This window comes from Desulfosporosinus cupriresistens (assembly GCF_001707885.1).
Lineage (GTDB): Bacteria > Bacillota > Desulfitobacteriia > Desulfitobacteriales > Desulfitobacteriaceae > Desulfosporosinus.
In genome coordinates, this window is sequence record NZ_MASS01000076.1 from 1 (window position 1) to 15,104 (window position 15,104).

Consider the following 15,104-nt stretch of genomic DNA (forward strand, 5'->3'; position numbering starts at 1 on the left):
TTTTCGTTCGGCCCGTTTTAGCATATCCCAATACATATCTTCTGGTTCATAAACAGCGTTTTCGTACTCTTGAGTCACTGTCAAAGCCTTCGTCGGGCAGGCTTCAGTGCACATACCGCAGAACAAACAACGCCCAACATCCATATGATAGGTTTTGAGAACTTTTTTGTTGTTTTCATCTTTTTCACTAGTTAGTTTGATAACCCCGTTCGGACAGGCCATTGCGCACATGTTGCACGAAATACACTTGTCCCGTTGTAATCCCATGGAACTACGGACCCTAGTCGGAAGCTTGGGTTTCTGCTCAGGGTAAAACTCCGTGATATTGGGACCGACCATGCGTTTGAACGTGACGCCTAGACCTGTAAGTAGACCTTTACCAAACACTGTGTCACCCTCCCATCACGAGCCGGTAAATGTATATCCCCAGACCCGTTAAAAAAATGTTCAAAATTGAAAGTGGTAACAAGACCTTCCACGCTAAGTGCATTAAATGATCAATACGAATTCTTGGGAAAGTCCAGCGAGCCCACATCATAAAGAAGATGATAATCCCGACTTTCATCCAGAACCAAACCCAACCTGGAATGGGAGCAGGTCCCTGCCAACCACCGAGAAACACGGTCGCAGCAAGTGCGGAAACAGCAGTCATGTTCCCATATTCTCCGAGGAAAAACAATCCCCAGCGGAGTCCAGTATACTCTGTAAATGGTCCGGCAACAACTTCTTGATCCGCTTCAACCAAGTCAAATGGTGCACGGTTAACTTCTGCCAAACCAGCGATGATGTAGATCACAAATGCCAGAGGTTGAATAAGAATAAAGGGAACGGTTTTTTGCGCCTCCACAATAACTCCTAAATTAAACGACTGAGTGATCATAACAACCCCAAGTAAAGAGAAGAGCAAGGGGATTTCGTAGCTGATCATTTGAGCTACTGCCCGCATTCCACCAAGTAATGAGTATTTATTATTTGATCCCCATCCAGCCATTACGAAAGCAACAGTTGAGATTGCGGAGATGGCAAGAAAATAAAAAATTCCTAAATCAAGATTAATGGGTGCCATACCATTTCCATAAGGTATGACCGCTAAGGTCATCATCGGCAGAGAGAAAATAATCATCGGTGCGATTTTGAAAATAAACTTATCAGCGCCTGCCGGAGTGATATCTTCTTTACCCATGAGTTTCAAGGCGTCTGCTATAGTTTGGAACCATCCCCGCGGACCTAGACGATTGGGCCCTGGCCTTTGTGATGTCCACCCTGCCACTTTGCGTTCAAGTAAAATCAAGATCAAAGCAGCTAGGACAACAATGATAACCACGATGATGAAATTAATGACATCCATGGTTAAATTAGCCCAAACTGAGTGGGGATCCGCAAAAAGACTACGGATGGCAGCCGCAATTATCAAAAACACATTGTTTATAGTGTTTAAAGCGTCCATCTTATTCTCCCCTCATTGCAATTTACTACTTATCGACTTCACCCAACACTGCATCCAATGTTGCAAAAATCGCAACAACGTCTTGGATTTTCCATCCTAAAGACACAATTGGGAGCATCTGCAGATTAATGAATGTGCCCGCGCGAATCCGAAGCCGTGCTGGTTTAGTTGTCCCATCACTAACGATATAGAAGCCCAATTCCCCTTTGGGATTCTCCACGCGGTGATATACTTCACCAACCGGAGGTTTGATAACTTTAGGTACCTTAGCCATAATCGGACCTTCCGGAATATCACGGACAGCTTGCTTGATGATCTTGACACTTTCTACAATCTCATCCATCCGAATTATAGTACGATCATAGCTGTCGCAGCCGTATCGCACAGGTACATTAAAGTCAAATCGATCATAGATGCTGTAGGGCTCAGCTTTACGCACGTCGTAATTGACACCAGACGCCCGTAAGCACGGACCAGTAATAGACAGGTTTTCCGCGAGCTCCTTCGATAAGATACCAACGCTCTTCAAGCGACCTTGGGCAATCTCATTCCCGAAAAATATTCCGTTATATTCTTCAAGCATCTCTGGAGTATCATCGAGAAACGATTTTAGCGCCGGCCAAAATTCTGCCGGAGGCTCATTACTCATGCCACCTATGCGCATATTGTTTACTGTTAAGCGGCTGCCTGCCGTCATCTCATACATATCACAGATCCGTTCACGATCACGGAAAGCATAAGACCATGCCGACCATCCTGCCATATCAAGCGCCGTACTAGCAATACAAACCTGGTGACTGGCTATCCGGGCAAGCTCACCAAAAATAACCCGAAGGTATTCCGCCCGTTCGGGAATTTCAAGACCCATCAGTTTTTCAACGGTTTGGACATAGGCCCAGTTATTATGCGGAGAAGCGAGGTAGTCTAAACGATCAGTATAAGGGATAAATTGTGAATAAGTCCGGCTTTCAGCTAGTTTTTCTATCCCCCGATGCAGATACCCCATCTTGGGATCAATTTTTGTAACCGTTTCACCCTCTAAATTGACCACCATGCGAAACAATCCGTGCATACTCGGGTGCTGGGGGCCCATGTTCAATAGGAGTTCTTCGGTTTTTTCAATAGTCAAGGTTTTTTCCCCCCTATTCCCCTTCTATACGTGTGCGCACGATATTGCGAACCTCTATGGGTTCGGTCACATAATCCTTGCGCAACGGATAACCTTCAAAATCATCCCACATATAAATCCGTTTGAGATTGGGATGTCCTTTAAAATTAATCCCGAACATATCATAGGCCTCACGCTCTAAGAAGTTTGCGCCCTGCCATATACTAGTTACGGAATCAATCACCGGATTTTCTCTGTCAATTATCGCCTTCACGCGTAAACGCTGCGGTCCGCGCAGGCTTGTCAACTGATAAACTGCTTCCAAATGATCTACGCCATCAACTCCACACAGATCGTGTAAAAAGTCACATGGAACATTGGGGAAGCTTTTAGCTCCCTTTAGCGTTTCAATAACATAAGAAGCCTTAACTTTTAAGACAAGCTCCCCTATGATCTCTTCTACTTCGCCATTGACTTGAGCGGCAAGTTTCTCCACTTGCTCTTTTAATACTTTATTTTCCATGTTTCATCAACCTCACCTTTGCGGGATTTGAAACTTTAAATTGAAGTTGCAATAGCCCATATAACAAAGATTCTGGTCGCGGTGGGCAACCCGGGATATAAACGTCGACTGGGACAACTTTATCGGCACCCGCCAACATAGAATAGGAATCAACAAAGGGTCCCCCTGCGCAGGCGCAGCTCCCCATAGCGATAACCCATTTAGGCTCGGGCATTTGGTCATAAATACGACGTAACAGTGGAGCCATCTTCCGAGTACAAGTACCCGCTACAATCATGACATCTGCCTGACGCGGTGAAGCACGGAAAACTTCATACCCAAAGCGAGAAATGTCATAACGAGGCCCGCCCGTAGCCATCATCTCGATAGCGCAGCAAGCTAAGCCCAGCGTAACTGGCCAGAAGGAATGTCCACGTGCCCAGTTCAGGAGTTTATCGATGTTGGTAACCAAAATGTTTTTTTCCAGCAATGTTTCATCGTCGCGAAGCTTTTTTTCCAAAGCTACATCCACTCTAGAGCACCTTCCTTCCAAGCATACCAGAAACCAACCAAGAGAATGACAATAAAGACGAACATTTCCACAAAAGCGAATGTCCCTAGTTTTTGGAATGTGAGAGCCCAGGGATACAAGAAAACGGTTTCAACGTCAAAGGCTGTAAATACTAAGGCATACATAAAATAATTGCTCTTAAATCCTAGCCACGTCCGTCCAATTGTCTCGTTACCACACTCATAGGTCGTACATTTTTCTTTGTTTGGTTTATGGGGTGCAAGCAACTTTGGCACGATCATCATAATAATCGATACAGCTATTGCACCAACGAGAAACACACCTACACCAGCAAAATTATTGTCAATCATCTTCTTAACCTCCCTTCATAAAAAAGTCCGATGCCCCGCTTCTATGAGCTAAACCTATTGTGCCACAACTATCCATTATGGTCAATAATTTAGCACTCCGCAGCATCACCTACCTTTCTTTCTAAACTAACCGACGTTCCTTGTTTCACCGGAGCAAAACTTCTTCGGTGAAGAGGACATGGTCCTAAACGCCGCAAAACTTGCATATGTTCACTCGTTCCATACCCTTTATTTTTGGAAAATGTATATTCCGGATAAAGGGCATGAAGTTCTACCATCAATCGGTCCCTTGTCACTTTTGCTAAGATCGAGGCTGCTGCGATTGTGGCACTTATTTGGTCTCCCCTGACAAGGGGAAGCTGCGGAATATGAATCCCAGGAAGTCTTAACGCGTCAATCAGTAAATAATGGGGACGGACTGTCAACCCTTCGACCGCGCGTTTCATTGCTAACTTAGTAGCCTGTAAAATATTCAAGGCATCAATCTCGGCTGGTTCAGCACTTCCAATAGCATAATCAATCGCTTGGGCTTGAATTTGAATGTATAATTTCTCTCGTTTACTCTCCGTCAGCATTTTCGAATCGTTAAGACCGGATAAATCGAACTGTGCCGGTAGAATACATGCTGCAGCAACGACTGGTCCAGCCAACGGTCCGCGGCCCGCTTCATCAATTCCCGCCAGCAACAGATATCCTTGATTCCATAATTTCTGCTCTTCCACAAGTAGTTTTTGGATACGGGTTTCTTCAAGAGCCTGGGCTTGCTGATATTTAACCAATCGCACTGCAAGCTGTCGAACTCCCTGCCGCGGATCATTCTGACATGCAGAAAGCATTCGAGGGGAAGGATTTTTATACAGTGCTTCTTCAACTTCCCGTATATTCATCTGGGATAACGTTTCCACACTTTTCTCCTCTTCTCTCCCTAATTCTCACTTCGACATATAAAGTCAATTTCCTTTAATCAGTGTATAATATTCACTGATACCAGATTATAGATGCACAAGCTAAAATTTATTTATTTAGAAACGATCCATTGTTATTGGACCAAGTTGTCCCATACGTAGTTCACGCAAGAGAATTTGAGCGGCCTTTAGTGTATCAACACGCCCACCGTGAATCAAACACCCACGTTTTCGTCCCAACGTCTCCAAGGTGACCTCTGCGTCCGAAATTTGATAACGGAGCAAGGCATCCGGAGAATACGCATTAAGCCAATCTATTATCCAAAGGGATAATTCTTCTATATCAAGAACATCGTCTTTTATTGCTCCAAGTGCGGCGAGCTTTTGTCCAACCTCAGGCACTTCAAATTTTGGCCACAACATTCCAGGTGTATCAAGGAGTTCAACACGTTCATGAATTCTAACCCATTGATTTCCACGGGTCACACCTGGCTTGTTACCTACTTTGGCTTGAGCTCCACCTGTCAATTGATTAATCAAGGATGATTTACCAATGTTAGGTATCCCAACAATCATGACCTTAATCATCTGGGGTCTAATGCCCTTATTGGCCTGCCTTGTTTGTTTAGCCAGCACCATCCGTTCTAATTCTGGTACGATCTGTTTAACGCCTGTCCCTGTAGTCGCACTAACAGCAAAGGCAGGGCTGGATGTTCTAAGCTGGGTAAGCCATTTTGATGTCCAATTGGTGTCTGCCAAATCCGCTTTATTAAGCAGTAATATTCTGGGTTTATTGCCGAGTAATTTATCGAGCATTGGGTTTCGGCTACTAATCGGTATACGAGCATCGGCAAGTTCTAAAACAACGTCTACCCATCGAATTTGTTCAATTAAAAGGCGTCTTGCTTTAGCCATATGCCCTGGAAACCACTGAATAGTCATTGATTATCCCTCATTATCTTTTAAAAACCTGACTAACCCACACACGAAGACACTGTCTTCGCACGTATTAGCCTTCTTGTTAGCTTGTACGCACCGGATATCGCCTTAGTTGCGCTTATGCTTCAGTCATGTCTTGAACAAGAATATTCGAGGTTTGCGCTATTGTCAAAAAAATCTAAAACGCTGAAAAGGGTAGTATAGCAACCACGCTTTTCCCAAAAGGTAGTTTTTAGGAAGAAGTCCCCACTCTCGCGAGTCTTCACTCTGACGCCGATTATCCCCTAAGACAAATACCTTCCCCTCCGGAACAACTTCTGGGCCAAAAGGAGGGTAATCACCTGGTTTAACATAAGGTTCCTGAATAACTTTCTCGTTCACAAAAACTTTATTGTCGCGAAGTTCTACCTTTTCACCTTCGACTGCAATAACTCGTTTAATAAAAGTCCGTTTTGTATCCATCGGAAACGCGAATACAATAATATCTCCTCGGTTTGGAGCCCACCAGCGATACGCAAGGCGGTTAACAAGAATGCGGTCTCCAGGAATCATCCCAGGTTCCATTGAAGGCGACGGAATAAGATAAGGTTGCCATACTCCCCAACGTAAAACCCCGCCAATTAGTAGAACTGCGGCAATAATACCAAAAACCCATTTTTTTTTGATTTCTTATGTTCCATCGTTACGCTCCCCTCTTGCACTACTCTTTTAGTATGAACAAGATTCGGCAGAGCATACACCAAAGTTCCAAAATAATAAAAACAAAACGTCATGCTTGACGCACTACAGGGATGTTCGATGTCAGAGCATCGCCATGGAAACAAGATGTCGTGATACTGAGTATCTGTAGCTAAAACTCGAACAAGACGTTCGATATTAGAACGCTGCCCGAAGACACTGTCTTCGCACGTATTAGCCTTCTTGCAGTATGGCAAAGCTCTATCATACGAGAAAAGTATATAACTGTCAGCTATACGTTCAAACTAGTAAAAAAAAAGAGCTAGATTGCTCCAGCCCATTTTTAACCTTAGATGCTGCGACGATCGCGAATCCGTGCCGCTTTACCTGAGAGTGCACGTAAATAGTAAAGCTTAGCCCGGCGAACCACGCCCCGACGAGACACCTCAATCTTATCCAAACGAGGCGAATGTAACGGGAAAGTGCGTTCTACTCCAACGCCAGCGAAGACACGACGAACAGTGAATGTCTCTCTGATGCCGCCACCTTTCATCGCAATGACAAGCCCTTCAAAAAGTTGAATACGTTCACGGGTTCCCTCAACAATGCGCACATGTACACGTACTGTATCACCTGGACGGAAGTGAGGAAGATCCTTTTTCATTTGTTCTTCTTCAATCATTCGAATATAGTCCATTATTAAATTCCCTCCTTCCTTGCCTAGATGTTCATACACTGATTCTCAGAGAGCGGACCATCTATCATCAGGCCTATTTATTTTATCACAACCTATTTAGTTATGCAATAATTTTCAAGTTAGTGACATAAACTGCCTGTATGAATGACAGAACATCAGTGTCCGCGTAGACGATCTAATATAATCGCCACTGCAGAACGCACGGACAGATGATTATAATCCGTCGGTCCATAGATTGGCTCCAGAATTCGATCCATAGATTCAACATCTTCTTTGAGCAGTCCCCAACCCGTCCCAAACAATAAAAGAATCGGTGTTTCTGAAGTTTCTATGTCCTTACGGAGCTGAACATAAGTGACCGTATTGGAATATTTTCGAGCATCAGTCGCCACTTTGATAGGAGCTACCCCGTTTTCTGCTTCAATCTCGGCATAAACTTCAGCTAGATTCTCTGCGATTTTTACCCGCGAGAACGCTTCCTGCCGGTCTGGATTATAGTCCGCGCCATAACCTTCTTGCCAAAATCCCATTATACGACCAGCCAACTTGCGCTGTGCTTCAGCGGGGTGGACCACATAATAACGTTTTATGCCGTAGGTTGTTGAACAACGCGCAATATCGTGGAGGTCTAAGTTTGTGATTGAAGTCGCGACTGTCTCCATATTCTTATTGTAGACAGGGGCATGGATCAAAGCTAAATAAATGTTCGCCATGGAGATTCCTCCCAACCTGCTAACCTTAAATCAAAGGCCTCTCAGATTCAATTTATATTACTTTTGCTCAGAAATCGTTGAGGAACGTCGCCGACGTTTAGGTTGCGGACAGAGATGTTCCCACAACGCTTTCCATGATGCGATTTCTATGTGTTCAAGGGCAAGTTCTTCCAAAAGCGGATAATCGTCTGCCCCAAAAATACCTGCCACAATTAAATCCGGACGCCGCAGAAAAGTGCGCCGGAGAGACTCTTTTCGCCGCCATCGCTTGATCAGAGCATGATGCCCAGATAACAATATGTCTGGAACCTGCCGCCCTTCAAAATCAGCAGGGCGCGTATACTGTGGATACTCCAAGAGTGAAGTCGAATGCGAGTCCTCCTCCGCAGAAGCATCTTCTCCAAGCACTCCCGGAATAAGTCTCGCCACTGCATCGATCATCACCATCGCTGCCAGTTCTCCGCCAGTTAATACGTAATCTCCGAGGGAGGCCTCTTCATCAACCAACTCACGAATTCGCTCATCAAATCCTTCGTAGTGCCCGCATATAAAAACCAGCTCTTCTTGTTTCGACCAAAGTTTAGCTTTTTCTTGGTGAAAAACGTGGCCCTGCGGAGACATGAGAATGATCCTTCTCTTACCGCGAGGTTGAGGCAAATCTCGTATCGCAGCAAAAATCGGTTCCGGCTTCAAGAGCATTCCAGCCCCCCCGCCATAGGGAACATCGTCGACATTCTTATGTTTACTGGTAGCATAATCCCGAAAATTAATAAGGTTAATCTGCAGTAATCCAGCTTCTTGTGCTCGTTTCAGAATGCTTTCTTGCACGGGTGCAAACATCTCTGGAAATAGCGTTAAGACAGTCATTTGCATCATCAGTTATTTAATCCTCCAACAACCCTGGGGGAAGTATCACATCCATGCGTCGACCTGAAACATCTACATGCTGAACAACACTTTTAAGTGCCGGGATGCATATTTCACCTTTGCTTCCCTTAATAAGATAAACATCGTTCGCTCCAGTTTCCAAGACCTGAGACAAAGTACCTAACAGCTTATCTCCTTCGTAGACTTGCATCCCTTCAAGCTCGAAATAGTACCATCCTTCTTTAAGAGGAGGAACTTCTAAGCGATCAATCCGCACTTCCCACCCTCGATATTTTTCCGCTTGGTCTATGGAATCTATCCCCTCAATAGTGAGAAAGACTAAATCCGTCTGCACGCGAGCCTTAATAATTTTGAAGTGTTGACTGATCTCCCCACGCCGTAAGATGACTGCCTGCAGTTTTAGAAACCGCTCAAGGTCTGTCGTTAATGGGTAAATCTTCAGTTCCCCGTTTAACCCATGTGGACGCATAACTTCTCCAATCAGCACTTCATCCATATCCGTTGCCCCTTTCCACACGAAGACACTGTCTTCGCACGGGTTAAACCTTCTTGCAGCACTGTCTTCGCACGAATTAAGCTTCTTGCAGCAGATAGATTTAAGACGTTGAGAAGGGCACTAAGCCCTTCTCAACGTCATTGATCAATGTCCATATGAACTCGACGACCATCTTTGACGGCTGCCGCTTTAACCAGCGTACGAATAGCGTTTGCAATCTTCCCCTGTTTCCCAATAACCTTCCCCATATCTTCAGGAGCGACAGTCAGTTGTAAATGCACACTCTTGTCTGTCTCGGACTTGGCAACGAGAACTTGGTCAGAATGATCGACTAACGCTTTCGCGAGGATTTCAACAAGTTCCTTCACAGGAACCACCCCCCACACACTACACTTAGTTCTTGGACTCGTGGAATTTAGTTAAGATACCAGATTGGCTCAGCAAAGACTTAGCAGTATTTGAAGGCTGTGCCCCTGTGGAGAGCCATTTTAAAGCCTTTTCCTCATCAATGTTCAAAACTACAGGACTCTTTGTCGGGTCATAATATCCAATTTGTTCAATGAAACGTCCATCACGCGGAGCTTTAGCATCAGCAATAACCATACGGTAGAAAGGATTCTTTTTTGCTCCCATGCGACATAAACGAATTTTCGTAGCCATGTTTTCACCTCCTTATCGTATTATAGAGGTTCGAAGTTCGAAATCCGAGGTTGAATGTCATACATTCAATATCGTACATCGCTCATTTTGCCCCTAGATTAGATTAACTAAACTTCAAGATGGAGTTTAAAACTCCGTTTAAAGCAAGTTTATTATATAAACAACGCTATATTATAGCGTGTGTCCATCAATGTAATAGCACATTTTCCCCGTTCCAACCCAGGGATGCGTGGCAAACGCAACACTCAACGTGAGCTACCCCATACACCAGACGGTGCACATGAAATATGCCGTCTCCCTAGCACCTCGTGCCTAAATAGGAATTCCCAACTATCTGCAAAGCAGCACTAAACCCGCCCCTCGACCCAAGCCCAGGACGCAGTGTGACACGAGCCCGAGGTCTCTACGTAAGCAGAATTAGCAAACTCCGTGAAAGCGACCCCACACACGGGGCAGTGCACAAGGTCCCTTCTCGCCATCCTGCAAGAAGGTTAATACGTGCGAAGACAGTGTCTTCACGGACTTCAGGGACACTCGGCCATCCTGCAAGAAGGCTAATTCGTGCGAAGACCGTGTCTTCGGGCCAGCGGATGTGCACTGCCCCGCTCCCCAGAGAAAGAGCTTGAACGGTTAGTTTGCTCTGCATCGTAGGCACCGAGGGCTGTGTCACACAAGTCCCTCACCCAAACGGAAATCGCATTCCCGATTTCTTTCCCTTTTTGCCTTTTTTACCGCCCCCAAGCATTCCGCCGGGGCTGGCAAACTGTTTCATCATTTTCTGCATTTGTTCAAATTGTTTTAGAAGGCGTCCGACGTCTTGAACCGATGTTCCGCTTCCCTTGGCAATCCTTTTTTTACGTGAATCTTTAATGACCGATGGTTTTCGGCGTTCTTCTGGCGTCATCGAGCGAATGATAGCCTCTAGATGGGCTGTGTCTTTTTCGTCAATTTGTACATCTTTTAACTGCTTCCCTACGCCGGGAATCATCTCTAAAATTGAGGAGAGAGGTCCCATTTTTTTCATCTGCTGCATTTGATCCAGGAAATCCTCGAGAGTGAATTCCTGCTTACGCAACTTTTGTTCCATTTCTTTCGCTTTTTTCTCATCGAAAGACTCTTGCGCTTTCTCGATTAGGGTTAAAACATCACCCATCCCTAAAATACGAGAAGCCATACGATCTGGGTGGAAAGGCTCTATGGCATCCATTTTCTCGCCTATTCCTGCAAACTTGATGGTACACCCGGTCACTGCTTTGATAGAGAGTGCAGCCCCACCGCGAGTATCTCCATCCAACTTTGTAAGAATAACACCGTCAAGGCCCAGATCTTTGTGAAACGATTCTGCCACATTAACTGCATCCTGCCCCGTCATAGCGTCAACTACTAATAAGATTTCGTGAGGCTTTACAGCATTTTTAATGTCTCGAAGTTCCGTCATCAATTCTTCATTAATATGCAAACGTCCGGCCGTATCGATGATAACCACATCTTGGCCATTCGAATTGGCGTGTTTAATGCTGGCTTTAGCAATTTCTACTGGGGAAACCTGACCCATAGAGAACACCGGTACTTTCACCTGTTCTCCCAAAACCTCCAATTGCTTAATAGCAGCAGGTCGATAAATATCACAGGCAACCAGCAATGGATGCTTGCCTTGTTTTTTTAGCATATTGGCCAATTTCGCAGCATGGGTTGTCTTCCCAGCTCCTTGAAGGCCTAATAATAAGATCACAGTTGGCGGTTTTGAGGCAATGGGTATTTTGCCTGTCGCGCCACCCATAAGTTCAATCATTTCTTCATGCACGATCTTAATGACATATTGTGCAGGAGACAGAGATTCTAAAACCTCCTGTCCGATCGAACGTTCCTTAACCTTGGCCACAAAGTCTTTAACCACTTTAAAGTTAACATCCGCTTCCAATAAAGCAATGCGAACTTCGCGCATAGCTTCATTGACATCTGCTTCCTTTAATTTGCCCTTTCCTTTGAGCCTTTTAAATGTTTCTTGGAGTTTTTCGCTCAGTCCTTGAAACATACCTGTCCCCGCTTTCGCTTTGATCGAGTAAAACTATAGACTTCAAATTTCGTCTTCCAGTATCTGTGCGCCATCTTCTGCTATTAAATATCCAAAATATTAACATATACTTCATCAATCATGGCGCGCAGTTGTTGGTGACGTACCCATGCCGATTGGCTGGTAAAATCTTGCTCCCGCAATTGCTGTGACAAGGTTTTTATCTCCATTAATTTCTCACGTTCCGCCCAAAACCTCTGTACAAGCCCTAATTTCTGCTCGTATTCTGCAAGAATCCGCTCTGTGCGTTTGATTAAATCATGAATAGCCTGACGGCTGATATGTTCCACCTCAGCAATTTCAGCCAAAGAAAGATCTTGTTGATAATGAAGATCCCAAACATTCCGTTGCTTTTCTGTAAGAAGTGGGCCATAGAAATCTGCTAAGAGAGCCATTTTGGCAAGTTTCTCCATCCCAACCTCCTGTAAAGTAATTTTACTTTACAACCGAATTCTAGACTAAATCTAAGAGTTTGTCAAGTAGGGCAATTCATCAAGTGCCCTACTGAATTACGAATCTCGAATTTACAAATCAAATCATAAATCCACGCGTACTTACCCATTCAATTCTGCTGAAATCCGCTTCGCCCGAGTTTCCGCTTCTTTACAAACTGTACCCACGTCCATTGTCAAAAGTTTTCGTTCTTCCATGAGAAATTTACCGTCTACCATCACCGTTCGCACATCCCCAGCATGAGCAACATAAACCAAGTGAGCTGGGACAGAAAAACGTGGATAAAAATGGGGTTGATCCATATCTATGGTGATGAGATCTGCCTTAAAACCGGGGGCAATCATCCCGACATCTTCTAGTCCGAGCGTCTGAGCTCCACCAACCGTCGCCATTTCTAACACTTTATATGCTGGAAGAGCGGTTGAATCCACCCGGAGCTTTTGTTGGAATGCTGCCGAACGCATCTCCCCAAAAAGGTCGAGATTGTTATTACTTGACGCACCATCTGTGCCAAGTCCCACAACAACACCTTTGGCCAACAACTCGGTAATTGGCGCGGTCCCGCTGTTCAACTTCATGTTACTTTCCGCATTATGCGCGACACAGACGTGTCTATTTGCCAGGATTTCTATATCCATCTGGTTCAAGTGTACACAGTGCGCTGCGACAACATGCCCCCCAAGAATCCCAAGTTCATCCAGCCACTGAACAGGAGTTTTTGCATGTTGCTCACGAATAATGTTTATCTCATCTTGAGTCTCAGCCACATGAATATGTATACCTACACCAAGGCGATCCGCCTCAGCTTTCACTTTCTGGAGATACTCCCCTGAACATGTATATGGGGCATGGGGGCCAAACATAACGTTTATTCGCCCCTCACCAGCTCCATGATAACGGTGAACTAAATCGATATTTTCTTGGAAAGCCTGCTCGCCGTTGGGAGCATTCCCGATTAAACCCCGTGAAAGGACTGCACGTGTCCCAGCCCTGAGCACTGCTTCTGCAACCTGATCCATTGAGGCATACATATCAAGCATTGTGGTCGTTCCCGAGCGAATCATTTCGCAAAGCGCTAAGGCAGTCCCCCAATAAATGTCCTCTTCTGTTAGTTTAGCTTCAAAAGGCCAAACTTTCTCATTAAGCCAAGGCATTAGAGGCAGGTCATCAGCATAGCTTCTGAGTAATGTCATCGCTGCATGGGTATGGGTATTAATCAAACCGGGCATAACCACATCCTCTGGCAAGTCCAGAATACGATCAGGTGCAAATCCTACCGGTGCAGAACCCCTTTCCCCTACCGAAACAATCCGATCATTTTCTATGACAATTTCTCCTTGGGGATAAAACACATCCTGCCCGGTCATAGGCAATACCATAGCCCGAATTAAGATTTTAGACACACTTTCATCTCCTCACAACCGTTGTCAAAGGATTATAAAGAAAACTTGGCCGGCGCCAAGCTTCAGCGAAGGCGGCCGCCTTAGTTGCACTTATGCTTCAGAAAGTATACAACGAAAGTTATACTTTCTGATTAGTATAAAGAAAACCTAGCGAAGCTGCTCAAGACATTTCCTAAGATTCTAGGATCGCACCAACAATTTAAGAAGGTTAACTGAATAAGGCGCAGTCACAATTCCTTTTTCTGTAATAATCCCAGTGATATATTTCGCCGGAGTAACGTCAAACGCTGGATTGTAGACGTTCACTTCTTCCGGTGCGACGGCTGTTCCGAAGCACTCACGAACTTCTTTAGCCGGTCGTTCTTCTATCGGTATTTCCTGACCACTAGCTACTTTTAAATCAATGGTGGAGGTTGGCGCCGCTACGTAAAAAGGGATGCCATGAGCTTGAGCTAAGACCGCTACGGAGTAAGTCCCAATCTTGTTCGCTGTATCACCATTGGCCGCGATTCGATCCGCACCGACTATCACGAGGTCAACCTTACCTTGCTGCATCAAATATCCGGCCATATTGTCTGTAATTAACGTTACTGGAATCTTGTCTCGCAGAAGTTCCAAAGCTGTAAGACGCGCCCCCTGTAATAAAGGTCGTGTTTCATCTGCATAAACATGAATAGACTTGCCGGCCTCATGAGCGGCTCTAATTACACCCAGGGCAGTTCCATACTCTACTGTGGCTAATGCTCCCGCGTTACAATGGGTGAGTACATTGGCCTTCTCTGGGACAATCTCATTCCCATGTTGTCCAATAAGACGATTCATTCGGCGATCATCCTCGGCAATGCGACCCGCTTCTTCAACTAAAATCTGCCGCACCTCATCCAAATCTTCGACATCCCAACATTCCCGCAATCGATCTTCCATGCGCCGAAGTGCCCAAAATAAATTAACAGCTGTGGGCCGGGTTTCAGCAAGCCTGTTTTGGACCTCTTCCATGTATTTTGGCAAACCTTCTAAATCCCCTTGATATTCTATTGCGCCTAACGCAAATCCATAAGCAACTGCTGCACCAATAGCAGGCGCGCCACGTACTTCCATCTGTTCAATAGCCTCTGCAACATCCTTATAGGACAAAGCATTACGATATACAGTTTCTACTGGAAGTTTGCTCTGATCTAATATTCGCAAAGAATTTCCTAGCCATTCAATCGATTTCATCGTCCCACCCCTTTCTAAAACTTACCGACTTCTCCATCCGC

Annotated in this window: 20 protein-coding genes; all 20 read right to left on the reverse strand. The window is 45.1% G+C overall.

The window, feature by feature from the left end; all coding sequences use genetic code 11:
* Positions 1-387, reverse strand: a 387-nt coding sequence (locus tag DSBG_RS19630) for a NuoI/complex I 23 kDa subunit family protein (RefSeq protein WP_068966414.1), incomplete at its 3' end; no start/stop codon positions are given.
* Between the two features lie 4 nt (positions 388-391).
* Positions 392-1,447 carry an NADH-quinone oxidoreductase subunit NuoH gene (gene nuoH, locus DSBG_RS19635; protein ID WP_009620286.1) on the reverse strand — a complete coding sequence of 352 codons (1,056 nt, stop codon included), beginning with the start codon at positions 1,445-1,447 and terminating at the stop codon, positions 392-394.
* A gap of 25 nt (positions 1,448-1,472) precedes the next feature.
* Positions 1,473-2,576: an NADH-quinone oxidoreductase subunit D gene (locus tag DSBG_RS19640; RefSeq protein WP_009620287.1), complete on the reverse strand. Its 1,104-nt coding sequence runs from the start codon at positions 2,574-2,576 to the stop codon at positions 1,473-1,475.
* A gap of 13 nt (positions 2,577-2,589) precedes the next feature.
* Positions 2,590-3,078, reverse strand: coding sequence for an NADH-quinone oxidoreductase subunit C (locus DSBG_RS19645; RefSeq protein ID WP_068966416.1), 489 nt, complete (start codon positions 3,076-3,078; stop codon positions 2,590-2,592).
* Positions 3,068-3,589 carry an NADH-quinone oxidoreductase subunit B gene (locus DSBG_RS19650; RefSeq protein WP_068966418.1) on the reverse strand — a complete coding sequence of 174 codons (522 nt, stop codon included), beginning with the start codon at positions 3,587-3,589 and terminating at the stop codon, positions 3,068-3,070. The genes DSBG_RS19645 and DSBG_RS19650 overlap by 11 nt, the downstream gene beginning before the upstream one ends.
* On the reverse strand, positions 3,580-3,936 hold the full coding sequence (locus DSBG_RS19655; protein WP_176716334.1) for an NADH-quinone oxidoreductase subunit A: 357 nt from the start codon (positions 3,934-3,936) through the stop codon (positions 3,580-3,582). Before DSBG_RS19655 ends, DSBG_RS19650 begins: the two co-directional genes overlap by 10 nt.
* Before the next feature lie 92 nt (positions 3,937-4,028).
* Complete coding sequence (rnhB, locus tag DSBG_RS19660) at positions 4,029-4,844, reverse strand: ribonuclease HII (protein WP_176716332.1); 816 nt, start codon at positions 4,842-4,844, stop codon at positions 4,029-4,031.
* Positions 4,845-4,961: 117 nt separating this feature from the next.
* Complete coding sequence (gene ylqF, locus DSBG_RS19665) at positions 4,962-5,786, reverse strand: ribosome biogenesis GTPase YlqF (RefSeq protein WP_068966422.1); 825 nt, start codon at positions 5,784-5,786, stop codon at positions 4,962-4,964.
* Between the two features lie 165 nt (positions 5,787-5,951).
* Positions 5,952-6,449: a signal peptidase I gene (gene lepB / locus DSBG_RS19670; protein ID WP_068966425.1), complete on the reverse strand. Its 498-nt coding sequence runs from the start codon at positions 6,447-6,449 to the stop codon at positions 5,952-5,954.
* A gap of 361 nt (positions 6,450-6,810) precedes the next feature.
* Positions 6,811-7,158: a 50S ribosomal protein L19 gene (gene rplS / locus DSBG_RS19675; RefSeq protein ID WP_009620294.1), complete on the reverse strand. Its 348-nt coding sequence runs from the start codon at positions 7,156-7,158 to the stop codon at positions 6,811-6,813.
* A gap of 155 nt (positions 7,159-7,313) precedes the next feature.
* Positions 7,314-7,871 carry an RNA methyltransferase gene (locus DSBG_RS19680; protein ID WP_068966427.1) on the reverse strand — a complete coding sequence of 186 codons (558 nt, stop codon included), beginning with the start codon at positions 7,869-7,871 and terminating at the stop codon, positions 7,314-7,316.
* A 57-nt stretch (positions 7,872-7,928) separates the two neighbouring features.
* On the reverse strand, positions 7,929-8,747 hold the full coding sequence (gene trmD, locus DSBG_RS19685) for a tRNA (guanosine(37)-N1)-methyltransferase TrmD (RefSeq protein WP_068966429.1): 819 nt from the start codon (positions 8,745-8,747) through the stop codon (positions 7,929-7,931).
* A 7-nt stretch (positions 8,748-8,754) separates the two neighbouring features.
* Entirely contained in the window at positions 8,755-9,255 is a 501-nt protein-coding gene (rimM, locus tag DSBG_RS19690; protein WP_068966431.1) for a ribosome maturation factor RimM, read from the reverse strand.
* A 137-nt stretch (positions 9,256-9,392) separates the two neighbouring features.
* A complete protein-coding gene (locus DSBG_RS19695) occupies positions 9,393-9,623 on the reverse strand; it encodes a KH domain-containing protein (protein ID WP_068966433.1) in 231 nt (76 codons plus the stop codon).
* Between the two features lie 25 nt (positions 9,624-9,648).
* Positions 9,649-9,915 carry a 30S ribosomal protein S16 gene (rpsP, locus tag DSBG_RS19700; RefSeq protein WP_009620299.1) on the reverse strand — a complete coding sequence of 89 codons (267 nt, stop codon included), beginning with the start codon at positions 9,913-9,915 and terminating at the stop codon, positions 9,649-9,651.
* Positions 9,916-10,318: 403 nt separating this feature from the next.
* The gene (locus tag DSBG_RS19705; protein ID WP_141694383.1) at positions 10,319-10,561 is read right to left on the reverse strand and encodes a hypothetical protein; all 243 of its coding nucleotides are present in this window, start codon (positions 10,559-10,561) and stop codon (positions 10,319-10,321) included.
* Between the two features lie 33 nt (positions 10,562-10,594).
* Positions 10,595-11,950 carry a signal recognition particle protein gene (gene ffh / locus DSBG_RS19710; protein WP_068966437.1) on the reverse strand — a complete coding sequence of 452 codons (1,356 nt, stop codon included), beginning with the start codon at positions 11,948-11,950 and terminating at the stop codon, positions 10,595-10,597.
* A gap of 83 nt (positions 11,951-12,033) precedes the next feature.
* Entirely contained in the window at positions 12,034-12,402 is a 369-nt protein-coding gene (locus DSBG_RS19715) for a putative DNA-binding protein (protein WP_068966439.1), read from the reverse strand.
* Positions 12,403-12,543: 141 nt separating this feature from the next.
* Complete coding sequence (locus DSBG_RS19720) at positions 12,544-13,845, reverse strand: amidohydrolase (protein ID WP_068966441.1); 1,302 nt, start codon at positions 13,843-13,845, stop codon at positions 12,544-12,546.
* Between the two features lie 180 nt (positions 13,846-14,025).
* Complete coding sequence (gene mtnA / locus DSBG_RS19725; protein WP_068966443.1) at positions 14,026-15,063, reverse strand: S-methyl-5-thioribose-1-phosphate isomerase; 1,038 nt, start codon at positions 15,061-15,063, stop codon at positions 14,026-14,028.
* Positions 15,064-15,104 lie beyond the last annotated feature (41 nt).